We start from the raw sequence: 23,740 nt of genomic DNA, 5'->3' as shown, positions 1-23,740 counted from the left end.
TATATGGAGGTTTTTGAAGCATGATCACAGGTAAAAATTACAAATTCTGGTTTTGCACAGGTTCACAGGATCTTTACGGAGATGAGTGCTTAAGAAAAGTAGCAGAGCACTCCAGGATCATCGTAGAAGAACTGAACAAATCCGGCGTTCTTCCATTCGAATTGGTATGGAAACCGACACTGATCACAAACGAACTGATCCGTAAAACATTCAACGAGGCAAATGACGACGACGAATGCGCTGGTGTTATCACATGGATGCATACCTTCTCACCGGCAAAATCCTGGATCCTTGGTCTGAAAGAATACAGAAAACCGCTGTGCCATCTGCACACACAGTTTAATGAAGAAATCCCATATGACACGATCGACATGGATTTCATGAATGAGAACCAGTCTGCTCATGGTGGAAGAGAGTATGGACATATCGTTACCCGTATGGGAATCGAGAGAAAAGTCATCGTCGGACACTGGGCTGACAAGAAAGTACAGGAGAGACTGGCATCCTGGATGCGTACCGCAGTCGGAATCATGGAGAGCAGCCATATCCGTGTATGCCGTGTCGCTGATAACATGAGAAACGTAGCTGTTACCGAGGGCGATAAAGTAGAGGCACAGATCAAATTCGGATGGGAAGTTGACGCTTATCCGGTCAATGAAGTATGCGATTATGTGAAGGATGTTTCCAAAGGCGATATTGATGTTTTGGTTGAAGAATATTATAATAAATATGATATTCTTCTTGAGGGCAGAGACCCGGAAGAATTCAAACGTCATGTAGCAGTACAGGCAGCAATTGAGATCGGATTTGAGAGATTTCTGGAAGAAAAGAATTACCAGGCAGTTGTTACTCATTTCGGTGATCTTGGCGGCTTACAGCAGCTTCCGGGACTGGCAATGCAGCGCCTTATGGAGAAGGGATATGGATTCGGCGCAGAAGGTGACTGGAAGACAGCAGCAATGGTACGTCTGATGAAGATCATGACTGCAGACGTGAAGGATGCGAAGGGAACTTCTTTCATGGAAGATTATACATACAATCTTGTTCCAGGTAAGGAAGGCATTCTTCAGTCACATATGCTGGAAGTCTGCCCGACCATCGCTGATGGCAAGATCGGCATCAAGGTATGCCCGCTTTCCATGGGTGACAGAGAAGACCCGGCAAGACTTGTATTTACATCCAAGACAGGCCCGGCGATCGCAACTTCTCTGGTGGATCTTGGCGACAGATTCCGTCTGATCATCAATGATGTTGAGTGCAAGAAGACAGAGAAACCGATGCCGAAACTTCCGGTAGGAAGCGCATTCTGGACTCCACAGCCGGATCTGGCAACAGGAGCAGAGGCATGGATCCTCGCAGGCGGCGCTCATCATACTGCATTTTCTTATGACCTGACTGCTGAACAGATGGGTGACTGGGCAGCAGCAATGGGAATCGAAGCTGTCTACATTGACAAAGACACAACCATCCGCAACTTCAAGAATGAGCTGAGATGGAATGAACTCGCATTCAGAAAGTAAGGCGGATGTGGTAAACACAAAAGTCGGGAGGATTTACAATGAGTGTAAACGAAGCAAAGACAGCTATTTTAAATAACAAAACAGCACTTGGAATAGAGTTCGGATCTACCAGGATCAAAGCGGTTCTGGTAGATGACAAATATAATCCGATTGCATCCGGAAGCTATGAGTGGGAGAACCGTTATGAAAATGGAGTATGGACCTACTCTCTGGATGATATCAGAAACGGTCTGCAGGGAAGCTACAGCGATCTGGTAAAGGATGTTCAGGAGAAATATGGAGTAGAGCTGACAAGTGTCGGTGCACTTGGAATCAGTGCCATGATGCATGGATATATGCCATTTGATAAAGGTGGAAAGCTTCTGGTTCCGTTCCGTACCTGGAGAAACAATATCACAGGAGAAGCTTCTGAGAAACTTCTGGAGCTTTTCCAGTACAATATCCCGCAGAGATGGAGCATCGCACATCTGTATCAGGCGATCCTGAACGGAGAAGAGCATGTGAAGGATATCGACTACATGTGCACACTGGAAGCTTATGTACACCGTATGCTGACAGGAAAACGTGTTCTTGGTATCGGTGATGCAGCAGGAATGTTCCCTGTTGATTCTGAGACAAAAGATTACAACCAGGAAATGGTTGAGAAATTTGACAAACTGGTAGAGCCTTACGGATTCCAGTGGAAACTCCGTGACATCATGCCGGAAGTCCTGGTCGCAGGACAGGATGCCGGAACCCTGACAGAAGAGGGCGCGAAGTTCCTTGATCCGTCAGGCAGGCTCAAAGCCGGAATCCCGATGTGCCCGCCGGAAGGTGACGCAGGAACCGGTATGGTAGCTACCAACAGCGTAAAACAGCGCACAGGAAACGTATCCGCAGGTACTTCCGTGTTTGCAATGATCGTTCTGGAAAAGGCACTTTCCAAACCATACAAAGAGATCGATATGGTAACTACACCGGCCGGTGATGCTGTTGCCATGGCACATTCCAACAACTGTACTTCTGACCTGAATGCATGGGTAAATGTATTTAAGGAATTTGCAGAAGCAATGGGAATGGAAGTGGATATGAACAAACTGTTCGGAACCCTTTACAACAAAGCACTGGAAGGTGATCCGGACTGCGGCGGACTTCTGTCCTACTGCTATTTCTCCGGAGAGCATATGACAGGATTCGAAGAAGGACGTCCGTTATTCGTTCGTTCTCCTGAAAGTAAATTCACACTTGCAAACTTTATGAGGACCAATCTTTACACCTGCCTTGGAGCAATGCGCGTGGGCTTAAACATCCTGATCGACCAGGAGCATGTCAAGATCGACAGACTCTTAGGACACGGCGGACTGTTCAAGACCAAAGGCGTCGGACAGCAGATCCTTGCGGACGCAGTGAATGCACCGGTATCTGTTATGTCAACCGCAGGTGAGGGCGGTGCATGGGGAATCGCACTTCTGGCTGCTTATCTTGTTGATAAGAAAGACGGAGAGACTCTGGATGAATTCCTGGACAACCGTGTATTTGCCGGAAATGAAGGAAGCACCCTCGATCCGAAACCGGAAGGTGTAGAAGGATTCAATAAGTTTATGGACAGATATCTCAAAGGCCTGCCGATCGAACGGGCAGCAGTAGAGTCCAAGATCTGGTAAGAATAAAAAGATAAAACGTAAGCTGCTGGAAACAACGGCTTACGTTTTGTGCAAAGGAGAGAAAATAATGCTTGAGAAATTAAAAGAAGAAGTATACAAAGCCAATATGGATCTTCCGAAATACGGACTGGTCACATTCACCTGGGGAAATGTCAGCGGCATTGACCGTGAAAAGGGATTGTTTGTCATCAAACCGAGCGGGGTAGATTATGATAAGCTCAGACCGGAAGATATGGTAGTTGTAGACCTTCAGGGAAACAAAGTAGAGGGTGAATATAATCCATCTTCCGATACAGCAACACATGTCGTTCTCTATAATGAATTCCCGAATATCGGAGGAATCGTACATACCCATTCTCCGTGGGCAACAAGCTGGGCACAGGCAGGAAGATCCATTCCATGCTACGGAACCACTCATGCAGACTACATCTACGGTGAAGTTCCATGTGTACGCAACCTGACAAAAGAAGAGATTGATGAAGCTTATGAGAAAAACACCGGCGTCCTGATCGCAGAATATTTCAAAAACAGCGACTACGAAGCAGTACCTGCAGTCCTCTGCAAGAACCACGGACCATTCACCTGGGGCAAGGATGCCCATGAAGCAGTCCACAACGCAGTTGTTCTTGAAGAAGTAGCCAAGATGGCATGCCGCTGCGAACAGATTAACCCACAGGTAAAACCGGCACCACAGGAATTACAGGATAAGCATTATTACCGCAAACATGGTGCAAATGCTTATTATGGACAGATTAAGAAATAAATAACCAGATAAAGCGAACGAGCTGACATGTCGTGTAGAATGCCAGCTCGTTTTTGTATCTGTTATGTGCACAAACAGAAACTTAAAAATCCTTTCCGGTAAATACCGCAACCGTTCTCGGGCGCATGATGAAGCTGTGGTCGATGCGCGGGTCTTCGCCGTCCGGGTAGCAGTAACGGCCGTTTTCGTCGCCGTAAGTGTTGACGCTTAAGTGCCATGCACCGTGTCCTTTGAGACTTGGAAGGGTGATCGTTACATCCTCCCAGTAGGTGTTGACTGCCACGTAAACGAGGTCGTCCCTGCCTTTTTCTTTGTCATAGCCGGTGAAGCTTACGCAGAAGGTGCGGGCATCTCTCGGGATATCCACTTCGTCTGCGTTGATGTTGTGAGTGTGGATAGGGTCCATGCCACAGACGGAATCCGGGAGCTTCTTGTGGATAACTGTGTGCTGCTTGCGGAATGCGATCATAAATTTGAAGAATTCAAAGAGATCGCGGTTTTTGTCAAGCATGCGCCAGTCGAGCCAGGAGATCCTGCTGTCCTGACAGTAGCTGTTGTTGTTTCCGTATTTGGTATTTCCAAATTCATCGCCGGAGAGGAACATCGGCGTTCCACGGCTGCACATCAGGACTGCACAGGCGTTGCGGATCATGCGGTAGCGGAGTGCGAGAACTTCCGGATCATCGGTTTCGCCCTCGGCACCGCAGTTCCAGCTTCGGTTATCATTGGCACCGTCCGCATTGTCCCATCCGTTTGCCTCATTGTGCTTATCATTGTAAGCATAGAGGTCATAAAGTGTAAATCCGTCATGACAGGTAAGGAAATTGACGCAGGAATTGTAACCGGCGTAATTGCTCTTGTTATTTCCATAGAAACCACCATAAAGGTCACCGGAACCGGAAATGCTCCAGGCGGCATCCCACGCCTGCCAGCAGTCGCCTTTAAGGAAGCTTCGCAGAGAGTCACGGTAACGGCCGTTCCATTCAGCCCATCGTCCGCTCGCCGGGAAACTTCCAACCTGATAAAGACCGCCCGCATCCCATGCTTCCGCGATCAGCTTGACATTGCTTAAGATCGGGTCATCAGCGAGGGTACGCAGAAGCGGCGGATTGTTCATCGGAGAACCGTCTTCATTTCGTCCAAGGATGCTGGCGAGGTCGAAGCGGAAGCCGTCAACACGGTAATTGATGGTCCAGTAACGCAGGCATTCCAGAATCAGCTGCTGAACGACAGGATGGTTGCAGTTCAGAGTGTTTCCACAGCCGCTGAAATTGTAGTAATTTCCGTCCGGCGTCAGCATGTAGTAAATGTTATTGTCGAATCCCTTGAAACTGAAGGAAGGTCCCTTCTCGTTGCCCTCTGCGGTATGGTTGAATACAACGTCGAGGATGACTTCAATCCCGTTTGCATGAAGTTCACGGATCAGTGTCTTGAGCTCTGTACCTTCTCTGTTGTGCTCGTTGGCAGAAGAGTAGCTGCTGTTCGGAGCAAAAAAGCTCACAGTATTGTAGCCCCAGCATTCGAGTAACTGTGTTCCGTCGACCGTCCTTGCGTTCATGGTCTCATCGAACTCAAAGATCGGCATCAGCTCGACCGCATTGATACCGAGTTCCTTGAGATAGGGGATCTTTTCCATCAGTCCGGCAAAAGTGCCTCGATGCTGAACCCCGGAAGAAGGATGGTGTGTGAAGTTTCTTACATGCAGTTCGTAGATGATAAGGTCGCAGAGCTCCTTCTTGGACTGCGGAACATCGCCCCAGTCGAAGGTGTCCTTGACCACTCGTGCATGGTAGGTATGGTCCCAGCGGATCCCCCAGGTCCTCTGACCGGCAACAGCCTTGGCGTAAGGGTCGAGAAGAACATTGTTTTTGTCGAATAAGAGTCCTTTTTCCGGACAGTATGGTCCGTCCACGCGGTAAGCGTACTCGAATTCGTCAATGTTCAGTCCATATACGATCATGGAATAGACATCGCCGATCTTGTAAGCCTCAGGGAAAGGAAGAACGGCAAAAGGCTCCTCCTGTGCACGGTGGAAGAGAAGGAGTTCGCAGGAAGTTCCTCCGCAGGTGTGAATGGTAAAGTTCACGCCGTTCTGAAGCGGGGTAGCTCCATTCAGGTCAAAAATACCCGGCCGTACCGGAAAACCGTCGATTTCAGCCATAGGTGTTGATTCAAGCGGGTGGTCAGATACAAATTTATGGTGATAAGATTTCATGATGTTTTCTCCGTTCCTGTAGTATAAAAGTGGATCAGCAGCTTACTCCTGGAAAAGTTTCTCACATTTCTGGATGATCTGCTGATTTCTTGTCTCGTAGTCGACATGAAGTGGATGAATCTTGCCGGAAGCATACATTTCCATGCCCTGAAGCACACCTTCTTCACTGTCAGGCAGAAGTGTGCCGCCGTATTCTTTGAGGAAAGATCTGGCTCCATTGACATCACAGGCTGCGACAGGAAGTCCGAGCACATCTGCCTCCGGGACGACCAGAACCTGTCCCTCATAGAAAGAGGAGAGGATAAAAAAGTCGCAGCGTTTCAGTACTGGCATCGGATTACTCATGGATTTAAGAAGTACGATGTGCCGTCCGGATTCCAGGCTTCTGGCAAGACGGCGAAGGCTTTCGTACAGGTCACCCATTCCGCCAATGATGATAAGCCATGTCTTTGGATGGCTGTGCCAGAAGGTGTCAAAGGCACGGATCAGGCGTTCCTGACCTTTCTCCGGGGCGTATCTTCCGATGTTGATAAATTTCGTACCGGAGCAGTCCAGGATTTTCTGGAGTTTCCTAAGAGAGACATTGGACTGGGTTTCCGGGTCAAAGGTCAGTGGAAGTTCTGCTCTGGAGCGGATATTTTCGACATCCATGTAGTTGGCGATCACCTGTATATTGTCTGTGCGTCCACCGATGCGCTCCACGGCAGGACGGATATCCTCGCCGACTGGCACAACATGGTCATAAGTGGCATAGGCATGACGAAGAAGTGGCAGGCTTGGATTTCCCTTGGCCTGGATCTCACGTTCCATGTCGTTATGCACCCAGATCGTTCTGGTGCAGGGAGCCTGTTCAAAGAGTGCGATCATGTAATTCTCGTAGCCGTCATAGTGAACGACCTGGTCAAAGGCTGCGTTTCCGAAATGTTTCTGCCATTCCCGGCGGTATGCTTTCTCAAGCCGTTTCCGGATGCCAAAAGAAGTGATCCCCCATTTCAGATACAGGATCTGTGCCACAGCGGTGAGGACATCGAGGTTCATTTCTGTGGCGAGAGGGTAGTAATGGTATCCCTCCGGCATTCCATTAAGCCGTTCCGGATGCTCCTTGAGGGACGGGGAACGGTAGGAAATATAATAGTCGCAGGCATCCGTATCGAGATGGCGGAGCATGCTGAAGTATGCGGTCGTGATCCCGTTTGGCTTGAGGCTGCCGGCGTAGAGAAGGACTTTTTTCTTCGTTGTGACCGGCATTTTGTGTTCCTGACACAGATATTTGCCGAGAAGTACGTGGCGGCAGATATTGCGTGTCGCTTTCTGTCGGTCAAAGGTACAGTATTTGTCAAGAAATTCTCTGTCAGCACCGCCGCCCGGTTCCTGAAGTTCAGACAGGACTTCCTCCGGTGTTACTGCGATCGGGAACGGGTAGGAGCGGATGTCTTCGTACATGCCACGGTGTCCCATATAATCCTCAAGGTCATAGGCAAAGAGGATGATCTTACGACCAGTATTTGCAAAGTCGTACATGACGCTGGAATAATCTGTGATCAGTACGTCGCAGGCATTCAGTACATCGTAGGTGTCAAGTTCTGACGGGAACGGGCGGATGTGCCTGTAATTGTCGAGATCGAGCCCTTTCTGCACAAGTGGATGCAGCTTGAGAAGAAGAATCTGATCGTCCTGCATGCCCTTATCAATTACCTCAAGATAACTGCGTACCTGCTCTACGTAGGTATCGCCTTCTACATCATCGGTACGTCCGCGGAAGGTCGGCATATAGACGCTGAGCTGACATCCCTGGTAGCCCAGGACTTCCTTGAGGAGCCTGCCGTGTTCCTGGTCGAAGAAAATAGAATTTCGCGGATAGCCCTCGCGGAGAATCGTTCCCCGATAAAGTTCTTTGAGGTTAAAAGCTCCGGACATTTTTTCTTCCATATATAAATTAGGAAAAACGAGATAGTCGGACATCAGGAGATTTCGCATGATATTTCCCATGTCATAGCGTTCTTCCTCGTTGTCCTGTCCCATGCGTTTGAGCGGGGTACCGTGCCAGACGTTGAGATAAACCTGGCCTTTTTTCTTGATATAACGTCCCGGGAAGGTGGTGTCGTTGATGAGGTAGCCGGCCTTTGCCAGATGGTAATAGTAGTCCGGGGTGCTCATATGAACAATCTTATCCACGGAAATGTGATAATGAGCGAGTTTTTTCTCAATCTGTTCACGGGAGCTCTTCTGAACTGCCAGGACTTTTCGGAATTTGCGGTATTCCGGACGGGAAAGTTCTGTAAAGATCGCAAGAATATTGCTTTCCAGGGAAATCCCGCTTCTGGAAGCAAGGAGGATCTCACGGCGGTCGATCGGCACCTTTTCATAAAAGGTATTATAAAAAGGATACCAGGTACCGCTTTTGAGCTTGCGTATCACTTTATTTTTGAATGAATTGTTTGAATCTGCCATAATATTTTACCCTGTAAAAAAATTTATAGTTATCAATGGACTGTTTATATACAGTGTTTTTATATTTTATCACGAATAAATAAACATGAACAGGGATTAATATAAAAAGCCTTCCTCGGGGCGAATAACAGGGCAGATTTCACGAAAGTTATTGCTTTTTTGGCTGGATTATATTATAATCGTACTTGTAAAAAGAATTTACCCTTCAAAAATTTTTTTTACATAACCCCTTATTTAATTATTTATACTCCCCTGGAAATCCCTGGTAGCTCCCCTACCGGGGATTTCCTTTTATATAATAAATTTTGCTGCAAAACCTGCATAATTTTTGCCTTAGGAAGACATACTACCTGATGTAATAAGAAATAAAGATTGTTACTGTTCACAGTAACATGAACTACAGGAGGAATTTTCAAATGGCAAAAAATTATGAAAATGAGAACAAAACAAGCAACTACAGCACTGACAAAGCAACTTCAAAAAATGCGATGGGCAGCCAGGACAGCAGCAAAAATGCTTCCAGAAATTCTTCAAAAAATGCGTCCCGCAATAAGACATCTAACGCATATAATAAAGAACAGGATGACTATTCCGACAGATACTAAAGCGAAAACTTCAGGCAAATTTTCTCCCTTCTTCTTATGTAAAAAATAAAGAGCAGGCTTCGCCAGATAGGCGGAGCCTGTTCTGCGTTATGTGGTGCCAGGGATGGACAGCGGGAGGTTCCGGAAAGCAGGATCCTACATATAATATAAATAAAAAAGGAAGAATCATATGTTTCCTATCGAAACCATTTCTGCAAAAATGCTGGATTATTATGTGGACCGTCCGGACACACTGATCATAGATCTCCGGGAACCGGAGAGTTACCGAAAGAGCCATATCAGAGGAGCGGTAAACATTCCTTATGAAGAATTAAGCGAAAGTCCGCCGCTTCCGAAAGAAAAACTTCTTATCTTTTACTGCGACAGGGGCGGGGCAAGTATGGCTGCGGCACGTGATTATGTGCGGCGGGGATACAGAACAAGATCCGTTATAGGAGGATTTGGGGCATACAGGGGAAGAAATCGCACGTTTTCCGGATAAACAGGAATCCTCTGACTATGGAAAGAGCTTAGCCAGAGGATCTTTTGAAATAAGGCTACCGCAATCCCACTGGCTTTAGACGGTGGGTTAAGGTAGCCAAAAGTAAAAAAATGTTATATACTTGAGATATGCCAAAGGCACAAAGTTATTATCAAATATATGGAAACGGATAAAGATCATATCCATTATATGATAGAAACATAACCGACAATGTCTGTCAGGAAGATTGTGGATCTGATGAAAAGTTATACAACATATTATATTTGGAAGAGATATCCGGATTATCTGCGCAAACATTTTTGGAAAGAACATACATTTTGGACAGATGGGTATTTTGTATGTAGTGTAGGAAATGTATCAGAAGAAATGCTAAAAAATATATCGATGGTCAGGGATGAGAAAGAAGGTGGCAGTAAATGTTAAAAGCATATAAATATAGAATATATCCTAATATGGAGCAGAGAGTACAGATAGCAAAAACATTTGGCTGCTGCCGTTTTGTCTATAACCGTACATTGGCATATCGGAAAGAAATGTACGAAAAAGAGAAAAAGTCTGTCAGCAAAACAGACTGCAATAATTACTGTAACAGAGAATTAAAGAAAGAAAATGAATGGCTGAAGGAAGTAGATAAATTTGCACTGACGAATGCCATTTATAATATGGATTCTGCATATCAGAAATTTTTCAAAGAACATGCAGGTTATCCGAAGTTTAAGAGCAAACATGACAGTCACAGATCATACACAACAAATTTTACAAATGGCAATATAGCAGCAGATTTTGAGAGAAATAAAGTAAAACTGCCTAAACTAAAGGAAGTAAAAGCAAAGCTGCATAGAAACTTTAGCGGGCAGATAAAGTCAGCAGCCGTATCTCAGGTACCAAGTGGAAAGTACTATGTATCATTATTGGTGGAAACGGAACATGAGGAACTGCAGCATACCAGTCATAGTATAGGTTTAGACTTGGGAATTAAAGATTTATGTATTACTTCTGCTGGAAAGAAATACATAAATCCCCAAATTATCAGGAAACATGAGAAGAAACTGATAAAATTGCAAAGGCAGTTAGCACATAAAGAAAAGAGAAGCCAAAATTACTATAAGATCAGGAAAAAGATAGCGTTATGCCATGAGAAGATAACAAATACCAGAAAAGATTATCTGCACAAGATCTCACATGAGCTCATCAGCGAAAACCAAGTGATAGTTTCAGAAGATCTACAGATAAAAAATATGGTAAAAAATCATCATCTGGCAAAATCTATAAGTGATGTATCGTGGTATGAGCTGACAAGGCAGTTAGAATATAAGGCAAAGTGGAATGGAAGGGAATATGTAAAAACAGATACATTTTATGCAAGCAGCCAGTTGTGCTCTGCATGTGGATATCAAAATACAGAGACGAAAGATCTGTCAGTAAGGGAATGGATATGTCCTGTTTGCGGGACGAAGCATGACAGAGATATTAATGCTGCAAAGAATATATTGGCAGAGGGATTAAGAAAAACAGCATAAGAAAATCAAATAATAGGGCAGGAATTGCCCGAATTAACGCCTGTGGAGTTAGTAGGTTACGAGGACGATGAAGCAGGAAGCCCATTGGCTTTAGACAATGGGTAATTCACAGTAGAATAAAAGAATGATATACTGGAAAAAAACTGATAGGAGAAACTTGCTATGAAATATATGTTTGCATCAGATGTACATGGTTCCGCCTTTTACTGCCGTAAAATGCTGGAAGCATACAGAGAAGAGGGCGCAGAGCGTCTGGTTCTGCTGGGCGACCTGCTCTATCACGGACCAAGAAACGATCTTCCGAAGGAATATGCTCCGAAGGAAGTGATCGCAATGCTCAACGAAATGAAAAATGAGATCTATGCAGTTCGAGGCAACTGTGAGGCAGAAGTAGACCAGATGGTACTGAATTTCCCGGTGATGGCAGATTACTGCATTCTGGCGATCGACGGGCTGACTTTTTATGCCACACATGGACATGTCTATAACGAAAACAACCTTCCGCCGTTCCGTGAAGGGGACATCCTGATCCACGGACATACACATGTGCTCAAGGCAGAGCAGAGAGAGGGCTACATCCTTCTGAATCCGGGTTCTGTTTCCATTCCGAAGGAAGGAAATCCGCCGACCTACGCAGTACTGGAAGACAAAGTATTCACAATTAAAGATTTTGATGGAAATATCATCAAGGAAATGAGGCTTGCATGAAATATATGGAACTGATCGCACCCTGTCACTTTGGTATGGAAGCGGTTCTGAAACGTGAGATCCTGGATCTGGGATATGAGATCAGCAAAGTAGAAGACGGAAAAGTTACTTTTCTGGCAGATGCAGAGGGCATCGCACAGGCAAACATGTTCCTCCGCACCACAGAGCGTATCCTTCTCAAGACAGGAGAGTTCAAGGCAGTGACTTTTGACGAACTGTTTGAGAAGACCAAGGCGATCCCGTGGGAAGAATATATCCCGAAGGATGGTAAATTCTGGGTGGCAAAGGCAAACTCCGTAAAAAGTGCTCTGTTCAGCCCGTCTGATATCCAGTCGATCATGAAAAAGGCGATCGTAGAACGACTCAAGAGCGTCTATGGGATCTCCTGGTTCCCGGAAGATGGAGCAAGTTTCCCGATTCGTGTTGCTTTTATGAAGGATGTGGCAACAATTGGGATCGACACTTCCGGCGTCTCCCTGCACAAACGAGGATACCGTCAGATGACCGTCAAGGCGCCGATCACAGAGACACTGGCTTCCGCGCTGATCATGTTGACTCCGTGGAACAAAGACAGGATCCTTGTCGATCCTTTCTGCGGAAGTGGAACTTTCCCGATCGAGGCTGCGATGATGGCAGCAGACATGGCACCGGGAATGAACCGTTCTTTCCTTGCAGAAGACTGGAAGCATCTGGTTCCACGTAAATGCTGGTATGATGCTCTGGAAGAAGCGCAGGACCGTGTAAATCTCGATATTGAGACAGACATCCAGGGTTACGATATCGATCCGGAAGCCCTCAAGGCAGCACGTTCCAATGCAAAGATGGCAGGAGTGGACAAGCTGATCCATTTCCAGCAGAGAGCAGTCAGGGATCTGAGCCATCCGAAGCCGTATGGATTTATCATCACGAACCCGCCATATGGCGAGCGTCTGGAAGAAAAAGAAGCCCTTCCGGCACTTTACAGAGAGATCGGAGAGAGTTTCAGCCGTCTGGACAAGTGGTCCATGTACCTGATCACATCCTACGATCATACAGAAAACGATATTGGCAAAAAAGCGGACAAAAACCGTAAGATCTATAATGGTATGCTGAAGACTTACTACTATCAGTTCCTTGGTCCGAAGCCGCCGAAGAGGAGAAAAGATTCATGAAAAAAGTGATTTTTGCAACAGGAAATGAAGGCAAGATGAAAGAGATACGTGAGATCCTCGGAGATCTTGACATCGAACTTCTTTCCTTAAAAGATGCCGGAATTCACGCCGACATCGTAGAAGATGGAAAAACATTCGAAGAAAACGCCCAGATCAAGGCAAAAGCGATCCGCGACCTGACAGGAGAGATCGTTCTTGCAGACGATTCTGGTCTGGAGATCGACTATCTCAACAAAGAGCCGGGAATCTATTCTGCGCGATATATGGGAGAGGATACCTCCTATCATATCAAGAACGCCAAACTGATCGAACGCCTCGAAGGAGTCCCGGATGAAAAAAGAACCGCCAGATTCGTCTGTGCGATCGCAGCGGCTTTTCCTGATGGAAGCGTCAAGACCGTAAGAGAGGCAATGGAGGGCAGGATCGGCTACGAAGAAAGCGGAGCCAACGGCTTCGGCTACGACCCGATCTTTTATCTCCCGGAGTACGGCTGCACCTCAGCAGAACTCTCCATGGAAGAAAAAAACAAGATCAGCCACAGAGGGAAGGCTCTGCGCGCCATCAAGGACGCACTCCGATGAAAATCCTCGTAGTCAGCGACACCCACGGCAGAGACGAAAACTTCGAACAGGCAGTCATGCAGGAAGCTCCCTTCGACATGCTGATCCACTGCGGTGACGTAGAAGGCAGAGAAATCTTCATAGAAGCCCTCACCGAGTGCCCCTGCCATATCGTTTCAGGAAACAACGACTTCTTCTCAGACCTTCCAAGAGAAGAAATAGTAGAAGCAGGCAACAACCGGATCTTCGTCACCCACGGCCACTACTACGGCGTTTCCATGGATATCACAGGTGTCATCGACGAAGCCAAAGACCGCGGCTGTAACGCCGTCTTCTTCGGCCACACCCACAAACCCCTTTTGGAAACCATAGACGGTGTCCTAGCCCTAAATCCCGGAAGCCTGACCTACCCCCGCCAAAGAGGCCGGCGGCCAAGCTACGCCATCGTAAACCTAGACCAAACCGGTCACCTAACCGCCGAACTAAAACACCTATAACAATTATTTAATAAGCTAAACAAAACTGTACAAAAGAAAGCCCATAAATAAGACCGCAACGCACCTCTTATTTATGGGCTTTCGCCACCAACAATCTGAAAAAAGACCAGATTCCCCTTGCCCACACGGCAACCAGGAATCCGGTCTTTCTTCTACACATTACAAATCTGAAACCCCAAGGCTCATGCTTCCAAAAAAGCCCAGGGTGTGCAGAGGGACTGGCGAAGTCCCTTTGCGAAATATCCCCACGCAGTGGGAAACTGGATCATAAGGCTTCCAAGCCTTATAAAAAATGCGGATAACAGGACTTGAACCTGCACGTCGTTCAACACCAGAACCTAAATCTGGCGCGTCTGCCAATTCCGCCATATCCGCAGGATAGGATAGCATCCAAACTTCCTAATAAAATAATAAAAAACACTATCTAAACGATAGTGTTTCAAGTGAGACATCGGGGATTCGAACCCCGGACAACTTGATTAAAAGTCAAGTGCTCTACCAACTGAGCTAATATCCCATAATATAAGACTGGGCTAGCTGGATTCGAACCAGCGAATGCAGCAGTCAAAGTGCTGTGCCTTACCGCTTGGCGATAGCCCAAAGGCGAAAGGGTGGATACAGGGATTCGAACCCTGGGCCTCCAGAGCCACAATCTGGCGCGCTAACCAACTGCGCTATACCCACCACAGCGTGCCTGAAGGGATTCGAACCCCCGACCCACGGCTTAGAAGGCCGTTGCTCTATCCAGCTGAGCTACAGACACATTTCTCTGCTTCGCTTACAGAGAAGCGGGTGATGGGAATCGAACCCACGTATCCAGCTTGGAAGGCTGGTGTTCTACCATTGAACTACACCCGCAATTCGCTGAAACGGTAAAAGTTGTTTACAGCATCGGGGTGACAGGATTCGAACCTGCGGCCTCCTGGTCCCAAACCAGGCGCTCTAGCCAAGCTGAGCCACACCCCGTTAACGGTATTTAGTTGTTTGCGTTTTTGCTATGTCGCTCAACGCAAGACATATTATATATTAGGCATATCCAAATGTCAACAACTTTTTTGAAAAAAATTGAAAAAAATTTTAAAAATGCCGCAAAGTCTTATTTTATGCGGGTTTCCGGGCAAAAAAATTACGTTAAATACGCTTCTGGTTGGAAAAATCACAAGAAAATGATAAAATATGATACAATGATACAACAAAAAATAATTTCAGAAAAAACAAAACATCAACCATGTTTTTACACAATCCATACTTAATTTTATAGAAGGAGACCTAAAATGAACGTACAGGAATTTCAGAACAAATTAAAAGAAATACAGACCATCGCCAAAGCAAATGGCAATTCCCTTACCACGATCCAGATCCGCGATACCTTCGCAGGAATGGAACTCGACAAGACACAGCTCCTTGGAGTACTCAAATATTTAACCTCCCAGGGAATCCAGATCGAAGGAATGGAAGACAGTGCCACAGAGGAAACCAAAGAGCCGGAACGAAAGATAATCCCGCTGACCCCGGAAGAAGAAACTTACCTCAGGAATTATCTTGAAGAACTTCCGGAACTTTCCATAGATACTGCCCAGGCTTTTGCCGCACTTGCAAACGGAGATCAGGATGCGCTGCAGTCCCTTACTTCTTATTATATGAAAGAAACAGCGAAGATGGCAGCAGACATGAATGCAGAGGAGATTTTTCTTGCAGATCTGATCCAGGAGGCAAATCTGGCACTGATCCAGGCGCTTGGAAGCGCCGGAAACGAAGTCAGAGATGAAAAATGGCTCATGAATGAAGTCCGTAAAGGGATCATCGCAGTTCTGGAAGAACAGACCCAGAGAAAATTCGCAGACGACAGCCTGGTAGCCCGTGTAGAGAAGCTTGAAAGTGCAGTCCGCGAACTGAATGACGATGAAGATGATAAGAATGCTTTCAGCATTGATGAGCTTGCGATCATTCTTGACATGAAAGTAGATGAGATCCGCGATATCCTCCGCCTGACCGGTGACGATAAATAAAAAAGTTTTCCCCTAGATGCGCACAGTTAGTTGAGAAAAACAATCGCCGCGATAACGCCCATAACTGTTGAAATATGTCGATTTTTATGATACTATAAACAACATATGGGAGGTATTTTTATGCAGATTAGAGAATCAGCGGAGGATTATCTGGAAGCGATTCTGGTTTTATCCAAAAAAGGCGGCGGGGTGCGCTCTGTTGACATTGCATCTATGCTGGGAGTTTCCAAACCGAGCGTAAGCCATGCAATGAAATTATTAAGAGAAGACGGTTATATCGCAATGGACCGTTATGGCACAGTCACATTGATGGACAAGGGTTCAGAGATCGCACACAGGATTTATGAGAGACATACTGTTTTGACCAAGATGCTTGAGGGACTTGGTGTTTCACCGGAGGTTGCAAGGGCAGATGCCTGCAAGATGGAGCATGATGTCAGCGACGAGAGCTTCGAGAAGATCAAGGAGCATCTGACAGCCAAGGGCGAGATCTGACAGTATATGAAATACAATAACGAAATACAGAAGGTCATCACGATCAGAGTTTTCTGAAAGTGATGACCTTTTTTGTTGCGTGGAAATAACGGTGAGATTATTTATGCGGCAGGATTTTTCTGCGGGAGCTGTGCAAGGATGATCGCACCGAACATCAGCACACAGCCAAAAATCTCACGGCCGCTTAAGTTTTGTCCAAGGATCAGCCAGCCGGCGAGCACGGAAATGCAGGATTCCAGGCTGAGGATCAGGGAGGCTACGGTCGGGTTCATGCCTTTCTGACCGACGATCTGCAGGGTGTAGGCAACTCCGCAGGACATAACTCCGGCATAGAGGATCGGAACTTTGGCTGCAAGGATGCCTGCGAGATCCGGACTTTCAAAGAGCAAGGCAGGGAGCCCGGAGAGGATACCGCAGACCAGGAACTGGATGCAGGACATTTTTACGCCGTCTACCAGAGGTGAGAAATGGTCGATCACCAGGATATGCAGGGAAAAAAGTACTGCACAGATCAGCACGAGCAGCTCTCCCTTGCCAATGGCAAATCCCTCGCCCGGTGTCAGGCAGAGAAGGTACAGACCGCATAAGGAAAGGATTACGGCGATCCAGATAAACGGGCTGCATTTTTTCTTAAGGAAGATACCGATGACCGGAACGATGATGATGTAGCAGGCGGTGATGAATCCGGCTTTGCCGACGGTGGTGTATTTGATACCGAATTGCTGGAAGTTGCTTGCAAGGCAGAGCAGGATACCGCAGCAGATACCGCCGGTGATCAGAGTTTTGCGGTCAGAAGGTGTCTGCTCACTGGCAGATCTGGTCTTACCAAGTCCCCAGATGACAGGCAGCAGTGCGATCGCACCGATGATATTTCGAACGGCATTGAAGGTAAAGCCTCCAATATAGTCCATGCTGACGCTCTGTGCGACAAAAGCCACACCCCAGATGGTGGCGGTCAGCAAAAGCAAAAGCGAATTCCTGACCGGAACAGATTCTTTTTTCATAATATTTCTCCTCGTAGTGTAAGATACTTACGAATCACTCCGATGCTCTGCATCTTCCGCGATTCTGCAAATATTCGGAATCCGTAGATTTACTGCGTAAATCACTACTTCCTCATATTTGGCGGGTTTCAAATGGATATGCCCTTTCATGCAAGCATGAAAGTCATATCCGTTTGAAACCCTGGTATCACTAGTATACTGCATAACTATGCATTGATAAAGAGTGAAAATAAAAAAATAAGAGCTCCGCATGTGCAGAGCCCTTATGAATAATTATAACTATTTAGATGAAGATATATTTCAGTACAAATAATACGGCGAGAACGTACATCAATGCACTGATCTTCTTTTCTTTGGCTTTGCCGGTGATCAGGTTGATCACTACGTAGGAGATAACTCCCATGGAGATACCTTCGGAAATACTGTACATGAATGGCATTGCGATGATCGCGATAAAGCACGGGATCGCTTCTGTCATGTCACTGAAATCAATCTTAGTGACAGAGGTCAGCATCAGGTAACCTACGACGATCAGAGCCGGTGCTGTCGCAAAGGAAGGAATTGCCAGGAAGATCGGGGAAAGCAGAAGAGAAAGTGCAAACAGGATACCTGCTACTATGGAGGTGAGTCCTGTACGTCCGCCTTCTGCAACACCGGAGGCACTTTCGACAAAGGTGGTAACAGTGGAAGTACCGCACATAGCACCTACAGTTGTTCCGACAGCGTCAGAGAGCAGGGCACCTTTGATATTCGGAAGCTTGCCGTCCTTATCGAGCATGTCAGCTTTGGAAGCCACACCGATCAGGGTTCCAAGAGTATCAAACATATCTACAAACAGGAATGCAAACATGATGACTACGAAATCCAGTGAAAATACAATGGAAAAATCCATCTTCATAAAGGTCGGAGCCATGCTTGGCACAGAGATTCCGCTTGAAAAATCAGGAAGCAGGCTGTAATATCCGAGGTCAGCATTCGGTACATACAGATGTGTAAGCTGACAGATGATCCCGAGAACCCAGGTGATCAGGATGCCCCAGAGGATGCTGCCTTTAACGTCCTTGGCAAGAAGGATGGCTGTAACCAGGATACCGATCAGCGCAAGGAGAACAGTGATGCCCTGTGAGGAAAAAGTTCCTTCTGCAACAGAGGATTTGAAGGAAAAGATGCTTACCAGTGTAGAGTCATTTCCAACAACGATCTTGGCGTTCTGGAGTCCGATAAATGCGATAAAGAGGCCGATACCTACAGATACGGCGTGTTTCAGGTTCATCGGAATGGAGTTGAAGATCGCTTCACGAACATTGGTGAGGGAAAGCAGGATAAAGATGATACCCTCTGCAAATACTGCTGCAAGTGCCTGCTGCCAGGAATATCCCATACCAAGGACTACGGTGTAGGTAAAGTATGCGTTCAGACCCATTCCAGGAGCAAGAACGAATGGATAGTTGGACAGAAGTGCCATCAGACAGCTTGCGATAAATGCGGACAGTGCGGTTGCTGTAAAGACAGATCCGCGGTCCATGCCGGATGCAGACAGGATATTCGGGTTGACAGCCAGGATATAGGCCATTGTCATAAAGGTTGTGATTCCTGCCATGACCTCAGTTTTGACGTCTGTGTGGTTTTCTTTGAGGTGGAAAAGTTTGTCGAGATTCATATAAGTACCCCCTTCGTATGGTGCACAGCCTGTGCACTAAAAGATTTTGTTTCCGGAAACATATTTTCCGGTGATGCATCTGTCATCCGAAAGATAGATCAGTCTCTCAAGTCTTTCACGTGCCGCCAGTGGCTGAGGATGACGGAGACCCCGATCATCCAGGATCAGAGCATCAAACTCATAGTCTTCCAAAAAAGTTCCGACCTTTCCAAAGAAAGCTCCACCGCCCATGGTTGCCATATAGAAAGCTTCTTCCAGGGAAAGCGGCTTCAGGGAATCATCCACAAGCCTCCATCGAAGCTTGGATACCTGAATGGCATCGGCGATCGCGCGGAGCATGGACAGGGAATGACCACCCGCAATATCCGTGCCAAGTCCGATGTGAAGATCTTCTTCGAGATAACGCCGTACGGGGGCGATGCCGGAAGAAAGATTCGTGTTGGACTGAGGACAGTGGGCGACAAAAACTCCCCGATTTTTCATAAGGGCGATCTCAGCATCTGAACTGTAGACACAGTGTGCCATGATCGCAGGGCAGTCAGGACTGCCAAAAAGACCAAACTGATCGTATGCCTCTCCATAAAAAGAAGTATTAGGGCACAGTTCGTGTACCCAGGCAATTTCACTCTGGTTCTCGGAAAGATGCGACTGTACCGGAAGACGGTAAGTACTCTGGAGTTCTGCCAGCGCATTCATAAGCTCATCTGTGCAGGAAGGGGTGAAACGTGGTGTGAGAATCGGCTTGACGTTCTCATATTTTCCGGCAGTGTCAGTGAGCCAGCGGACAGTATCTCCCGCAGAAACAACAGCGCTTTTTTCCTGAAGGTCAGCGGTTCCATTGCGGTCCATATTGACCTTTCCGATATAGGTTTTGAGACCTGTTTTTTCCATGAGATCCATCAGAAGTTCGGTTGCCTCTACATGCAGGGTTGCAAAGATGGAAGCACGTGTCGTGGCACTCTGGCGCAGATCCTCTGCAAAGATAGAATAGGCTTTCTCGGCGTAACTGAGATCTGCATAGCGGGCTTCCTCCGGGAAAGTAACCTGATTCAGCCATTCCAGCAGTTCCAGATCCATATACATGCCGTGAAATGCATACTGCGGAGCGTGAAGGTGGAGATCGTTCATTCCCGGAATGATAAGCTGATCGCCCACATCTTCAACAGGAATTCCTTCAAACTGAGCCGGAAGCTCCGGGAAAACACCGACAGTACGTCCGTCCTGACAGACGATAAATGCATTCTCAAGGCAGGTCAGGTTCTGTGAGTCTGTGCTGAAACATACCGTTCCTCTGATGGCAAAAGTGGTTGGTTTCATATAAGCTACCTCCTTTTTGGTCTGGAACCTTCCGGGCAAAAAAAATACCGGATATTTTGCCCGAAAAGTTACTGTAAACAAAGTAAACAGTAACACTTATAGGCAACTATTACGGTAGTTGGTAGAGACGTCCAACCAATTATGGACCTATATAAGTTTTACACTATTGTTTATGAAATTATTATAAAATAGGAAGTGTTTTCTGTCAAATATAAAATGAAAACTTCTATGTATAATATTGTACAAAAAAATTGCATAAAATTTGGTATAAAAAATCCGGCAGTCTGAAAACAGACCGCCGGAAAATAAAAGCTATGATTATTTGTTGTTTTTGTTCTTTTCAACTTCCAGTAATTTCATTGCACGAACTTTGAGCGGAAGACCGAACAGAGTGATGAATCCGTCTGCATCGTGGTGGTCATACATGTCACCTGTTGTGAAGGATGCAAGAGATTCGTTGTACAGGCTGTATGGAGAAGTTGTACCAGCTTTGATGATGTTTCCTTTGTAAAGTTTGAATTTAACTTCACCGGTTACATATTTCTGAGTGGACTCTACGAATGCCTGGAGTGCCTCGCGGAGTGGTGTGAACCATTTTCCTTCGTATACGACCTGAGCGAACTGGCTGCCGATCTTTTTCTTGGCTTCCATGGTGTCACGGTCAAGGATCAGTTCCTCGAGCTGCTCATGAGCTGCCATCAGGATAGTTCCGCCAGGAGTCTCATATACACCACGGGATTTCATACCAACAACACGGTTTTCTACGATATCAACGATACCGATACCGTTCTCGCCGCCAAGACGGTTGAGCTCTGTGATGATCTCGGAAACTTTCATTGCTTTGCCGTTGAGAGTCTTCGGAACACCTTCCTCAAATGTCATGGTTACTTCTGTTTCTTTATCTGGTGCTTTTTCAGGAGTTACACTTAAAACGAGCATGTCGTCATAGTTCGGAGCCTGGGAAGGATCTTCGAGTTCAAGTCCTTCATGGCTGATATGCCATAAGTTACGGTCACGGCTGTAGCTGTGGCTTGCATCGAATGGAAGGTTGATTCCATGAGCCTGGCAGAATGCGAGCTCATCATCACGGGACTGCATGGTCCATACATCTGTCATTCTCCAAGGAGCGATGATCTTGATGTCCGGAGCAAGTGCTTTGATACCAAGTTCGAAACGGATCTGGTCGTTACCTTTACCGGTAGCACCGTGGCAGATAGCAACAGCGTTTTCTTTACGTGCGATCTCAACGAGTTTCTTGGCGATCGCCGGACGGGCCATGGAAGTTCCGAGCAGATATTTGTGTTCGTATACAGCGCCTGCCTGTACGCATGGCATGATGTAGTTGTCGCTGAAATCATCAACGATGTCTTCGATGTATAATTTGGAAGCTCCGGAAAGTTTCGCTCTCTCATCCAGACCATCCAGTTCGTTTCCCTGTCCGCAGTTTACACAGCAGCAGACAACTTCGTAATCAAATGTTTCTTTCAGCCACGGGATCAGTGCTGTGGTATCAAGACCACCTGAGTATGCAAGTACAACTTTTTCTTTCATAATGTATTCCTCCTGAAAATTTAATGTCCTGCACTTGGCAGATACATGAATATTTGATATTATAAAAGGTAAAGATTCCTGCGCTTTAGTGTGATTGTATGATAAAGCAGTGAATCTTAAGCCCTGTCGTGTTTCGACAAGAGTTAATATACAACAATTTTTATAAATATGCAATACCAATATGCAAAAAAATAAAAGAAATTTTTGCATAAAAATGCATCATTAAATAGGAAATAACATATAAAAATACATAAAATCGCGGAATGCGGATGCGAAAATGGTAAAATTTTGTATTGCATATTATGCAGTATAGATGTATAATCAATACAGTTTATACGGAGAATGTCCCGCGAAGTGTTTTGCCAGATATGGCAAAATCCTGAGACATACGGGGCAAAATCCCATTGCCGCAGGCAATTTGGAATGGATTTTGACCAATTACTGCGAATATATGAGCAGTAATGGTATAATTACAACAGTTTTAAGCAGTTGCACATTATGTAACTGCTAATTTGTGATTCTAGGAGGAATGAGAAATGATCAAAGCAGGAATCATCGGAGCAACCGGTTATGCAGGAAATGAACTGGCAAGACTGCTCCTTGGACATAAAGAAGTAGAAGTTGCATGGTACGGCTCAAGAAGCTATATCGATCAGAAATATGCAGATGTATACCAGAACTTTTTTAAACTGGTAGATGCGAAGTGTATGGACGACAATATGGCTGCACTTGCAGACGAAGTAGATGTGATCTTTACCGCAACACCGCAGGGGCTTTGTGCATCTCTTGTTAATGAAGAGATCCTTTCCAAAGCAAAGGTCATCGACCTGAGTGCAGATTTCCGTATCAAAGATGTAAAGAAATATGAGAAATGGTACGGCATCGAGCACAAATCACCGCAGTTTATCGACGAGGCAGTTTACGGACTGTGCGAGATCAACCGTGAGGACATCAAGAAAGCAAGACTGATCGCGAACCCGGGATGCTATCCGACCTGTTCCACTTTATCCATCTACCCGCTTCTCAAAGAAGGCCTGATCGATCCGAACACTATCATCATCGATGCAAAATCCGGCACTTCAGGAGCAGGAAGAGGAGCAAAAGTTCCGAACCTTTACTGCGAAGTAAATGAGAATATCAAAGCATACGGCGTAGCAACTCACCGCCATACACCGGAGATCGAGGACCAGCTTGGTTATGCATGCGGACAGGAAGTGATGATCAACTTCACACCTCACCTGATCCCGATGAACAGAGGAATCCTAGTAACTGCATACGCTTCTCTCAAGAAAGAAGTTTCCTATGAAGAAGTAAGAGCAGCTTACGATAAATATTATGCAGATGAAACATTCATCCGTGTCCTTGACAAAGACGTATGCCCGCAGACTAAATGCGTCGAAGGCAGCAACTATGTAGATGTCAACTTCAAGATCGACCCGAGGACCAAACGTGTTATCATGATGGGCGCGATCGACAACCTTGTAAAAGGTGCAGCAGGACAGGCTGTACAGAACATGAACCTGATGTTCGGATTCGACGAGGCAGAAGGACTTCATCAGATTCCAATGCTTCCGTAAATAAAAACGGAGA

The 23,740-nt window shown here is 46.2% G+C and carries 19 protein-coding genes, 7 tRNA genes, 1 pseudogene and 1 riboswitch; of the genes and pseudogenes, 14 read left to right on the top strand and 13 right to left on the bottom strand.

Translation table 11 applies throughout. The features are described from left to right. The first annotated feature begins 20 nt into the window (after positions 1 to 20). The 3 genes from araA (at position 21) to DWX28_RS12920 (ending at position 3,926) form a co-directional block, all read left to right on the top strand. Positions 21 to 1,520, top strand: coding sequence for an L-arabinose isomerase (araA, locus tag DWX28_RS12930; protein WP_118252915.1), 1,500 nt, complete (start codon positions 21 to 23; stop codon positions 1,518 to 1,520). A 38-nt stretch (positions 1,521 to 1,558) separates the two neighbouring features. Next, positions 1,559 to 3,163 (top strand): xylulokinase, encoded by a 1,605-nt coding sequence (locus DWX28_RS12925; protein WP_022213662.1) that lies wholly within the window; start codon positions 1,559 to 1,561, stop codon positions 3,161 to 3,163. 67 nt (positions 3,164 to 3,230) lie between these two features. Continuing rightward, positions 3,231 to 3,926, top strand: a complete 696-nt coding sequence (locus DWX28_RS12920) for an L-ribulose-5-phosphate 4-epimerase (protein ID WP_022213663.1) — start codon at positions 3,231 to 3,233, stop codon at positions 3,924 to 3,926. A gap of 82 nt (positions 3,927 to 4,008) precedes the next feature. Here the strand turns inward: DWX28_RS12920 and DWX28_RS12915 are convergent, their stop codons facing one another. After that, positions 4,009 to 6,141, bottom strand: coding sequence for a glycogen debranching protein (locus DWX28_RS12915; RefSeq protein ID WP_118252914.1), 2,133 nt, complete (start codon positions 6,139 to 6,141; stop codon positions 4,009 to 4,011). A 42-nt stretch (positions 6,142 to 6,183) separates the two neighbouring features. After that, positions 6,184 to 8,592 carry a CDP-glycerol glycerophosphotransferase family protein gene (locus DWX28_RS12910; RefSeq protein WP_118252913.1) on the bottom strand — a complete coding sequence of 803 codons (2,409 nt, stop codon included), beginning with the start codon at positions 8,590 to 8,592 and terminating at the stop codon, positions 6,184 to 6,186. A 416-nt stretch (positions 8,593 to 9,008) separates the two neighbouring features. On the opposite strand from DWX28_RS12910, the gene DWX28_RS12905 reads away from it, so the two are divergent. The 8 genes and pseudogenes from DWX28_RS12905 (at position 9,009) to DWX28_RS12870 (ending at position 14,114) form a co-directional block, all read left to right on the top strand. Further along, entirely contained in the window at positions 9,009 to 9,197 is a 189-nt protein-coding gene (locus tag DWX28_RS12905) for a hypothetical protein (protein WP_118252912.1), read from the top strand. 169 nt (positions 9,198 to 9,366) lie between these two features. Beyond that, a complete protein-coding gene (locus DWX28_RS12900; protein WP_022213667.1) occupies positions 9,367 to 9,678 on the top strand; it encodes a rhodanese-like domain-containing protein in 312 nt (103 codons plus the stop codon). A 108-nt stretch (positions 9,679 to 9,786) separates the two neighbouring features. Further along, positions 9,787 to 10,076, top strand: a pseudogene (gene tnpA / locus DWX28_RS20795) (IS200/IS605 family transposase); the annotation flags it as partial. Between the two features lie 18 nt (positions 10,077 to 10,094). Continuing rightward, complete coding sequence (gene tnpB, locus DWX28_RS12890; RefSeq protein ID WP_022213669.1) at positions 10,095 to 11,198, top strand: IS200/IS605 family element RNA-guided endonuclease TnpB; 1,104 nt, start codon at positions 10,095 to 10,097, stop codon at positions 11,196 to 11,198. A gap of 162 nt (positions 11,199 to 11,360) precedes the next feature. After that, positions 11,361 to 11,906 carry a phosphodiesterase gene (yfcE, locus tag DWX28_RS12885; RefSeq protein WP_118252911.1) on the top strand — a complete coding sequence of 182 codons (546 nt, stop codon included), beginning with the start codon at positions 11,361 to 11,363 and terminating at the stop codon, positions 11,904 to 11,906. Next, positions 11,903 to 13,057, top strand: a complete 1,155-nt coding sequence (locus DWX28_RS12880) for a THUMP domain-containing class I SAM-dependent RNA methyltransferase (protein ID WP_118252910.1) — start codon at positions 11,903 to 11,905, stop codon at positions 13,055 to 13,057. Before yfcE ends, DWX28_RS12880 begins: the two co-directional genes overlap by 4 nt. After that, positions 13,054 to 13,638 carry an XTP/dITP diphosphatase gene (locus DWX28_RS12875; protein ID WP_118252909.1) on the top strand — a complete coding sequence of 195 codons (585 nt, stop codon included), beginning with the start codon at positions 13,054 to 13,056 and terminating at the stop codon, positions 13,636 to 13,638. The genes DWX28_RS12880 and DWX28_RS12875 overlap by 4 nt, the downstream gene beginning before the upstream one ends. After that, positions 13,635 to 14,114 carry a metallophosphoesterase family protein gene (locus DWX28_RS12870; RefSeq protein WP_118252908.1) on the top strand — a complete coding sequence of 160 codons (480 nt, stop codon included), beginning with the start codon at positions 13,635 to 13,637 and terminating at the stop codon, positions 14,112 to 14,114. Before DWX28_RS12875 ends, DWX28_RS12870 begins: the two co-directional genes overlap by 4 nt. A 293-nt stretch (positions 14,115 to 14,407) precedes the next feature. On the opposite strand, the gene DWX28_RS12865 is transcribed toward DWX28_RS12870, so the two are convergent. The 7 genes from DWX28_RS12865 to DWX28_RS12835 all read right to left on the bottom strand — a co-directional run bounded on the left by DWX28_RS12865 (position 14,408) and on the right by DWX28_RS12835 (position 15,080). Beyond that, positions 14,408 to 14,489 (bottom strand) — tRNA-Leu (locus tag DWX28_RS12865). A gap of 69 nt (positions 14,490 to 14,558) precedes the next feature. Beyond that, a tRNA-Lys gene (locus tag DWX28_RS12860) sits at positions 14,559 to 14,631 on the bottom strand. Between the two features lie 11 nt (positions 14,632 to 14,642). Further along, positions 14,643 to 14,714: transfer RNA gene (locus tag DWX28_RS12855), tRNA-Gln, on the bottom strand. A gap of 10 nt (positions 14,715 to 14,724) precedes the next feature. Further along, positions 14,725 to 14,798: transfer RNA gene (locus tag DWX28_RS12850), tRNA-His, on the bottom strand. A gap of 5 nt (positions 14,799 to 14,803) precedes the next feature. Further along, positions 14,804 to 14,877: transfer RNA gene (locus tag DWX28_RS12845), tRNA-Arg, on the bottom strand. A gap of 24 nt (positions 14,878 to 14,901) precedes the next feature. Continuing rightward, positions 14,902 to 14,972: transfer RNA gene (locus DWX28_RS12840), tRNA-Gly, on the bottom strand. Positions 14,973 to 15,005: 33 nt separating this feature from the next. Next, positions 15,006 to 15,080: transfer RNA gene (locus DWX28_RS12835), tRNA-Pro, on the bottom strand. 308 nt (positions 15,081 to 15,388) lie between these two features. Between DWX28_RS12835 and DWX28_RS12830 the strand changes: the two genes are divergently transcribed. Then, a complete protein-coding gene (locus tag DWX28_RS12830; RefSeq protein WP_118252907.1) occupies positions 15,389 to 16,123 on the top strand; it encodes an RNA polymerase sigma factor region1.1 domain-containing protein in 735 nt (244 codons plus the stop codon). Between the two features lie 120 nt (positions 16,124 to 16,243). Then, a complete protein-coding gene (locus DWX28_RS12825) occupies positions 16,244 to 16,618 on the top strand; it encodes a metal-dependent transcriptional regulator (protein ID WP_022213599.1) in 375 nt (124 codons plus the stop codon). 101 nt (positions 16,619 to 16,719) lie between these two features. Here the strand turns inward: DWX28_RS12825 and DWX28_RS12820 are convergent, their stop codons facing one another. The 4 genes from DWX28_RS12820 to DWX28_RS12805 all read right to left on the bottom strand — a co-directional run bounded on the left by DWX28_RS12820 (position 16,720) and on the right by DWX28_RS12805 (position 22,150). After that, complete coding sequence (locus DWX28_RS12820; protein WP_118252906.1) at positions 16,720 to 17,622, bottom strand: DMT family transporter; 903 nt, start codon at positions 17,620 to 17,622, stop codon at positions 16,720 to 16,722. Positions 17,623 to 17,905: 283 nt separating this feature from the next. Then, on the bottom strand, positions 17,906 to 19,282 hold the full coding sequence (locus DWX28_RS12815; protein WP_022213601.1) for an NCS2 family permease: 1,377 nt from the start codon (positions 19,280 to 19,282) through the stop codon (positions 17,906 to 17,908). A 36-nt stretch (positions 19,283 to 19,318) separates the two neighbouring features. Next, on the bottom strand, positions 19,319 to 20,599 hold the full coding sequence (locus DWX28_RS12810) for an amidohydrolase family protein (protein WP_118252905.1): 1,281 nt from the start codon (positions 20,597 to 20,599) through the stop codon (positions 19,319 to 19,321). 79 nt (positions 20,600 to 20,678) lie between these two features. Then, positions 20,679 to 20,774: riboswitch (purine riboswitch) on the bottom strand. Between the two features lie 143 nt (positions 20,775 to 20,917). Beyond that, positions 20,918 to 22,150, bottom strand: coding sequence for an argininosuccinate synthase (locus DWX28_RS12805; RefSeq protein WP_022213603.1), 1,233 nt, complete (start codon positions 22,148 to 22,150; stop codon positions 20,918 to 20,920). 536 nt (positions 22,151 to 22,686) lie between these two features. Between DWX28_RS12805 and argC the strand changes: the two genes are divergently transcribed. Next, the gene (gene argC, locus DWX28_RS12800) at positions 22,687 to 23,727 is read left to right on the top strand and encodes an N-acetyl-gamma-glutamyl-phosphate reductase (RefSeq protein WP_022213604.1); all 1,041 of its coding nucleotides are present in this window, start codon (positions 22,687 to 22,689) and stop codon (positions 23,725 to 23,727) included. Positions 23,728 to 23,740: the final 13 nt, after the last annotated feature.

Source organism: Blautia sp. AF19-10LB (genome assembly GCF_003461245.1).
GTDB lineage: Bacteria > Bacillota > Clostridia > Lachnospirales > Lachnospiraceae > Blautia_A > Blautia_A intestinihominis.
The sequence above is the reverse complement of the archived record's forward strand: the minus strand, read 5'-3'. Positions and strand labels throughout refer to the sequence as shown.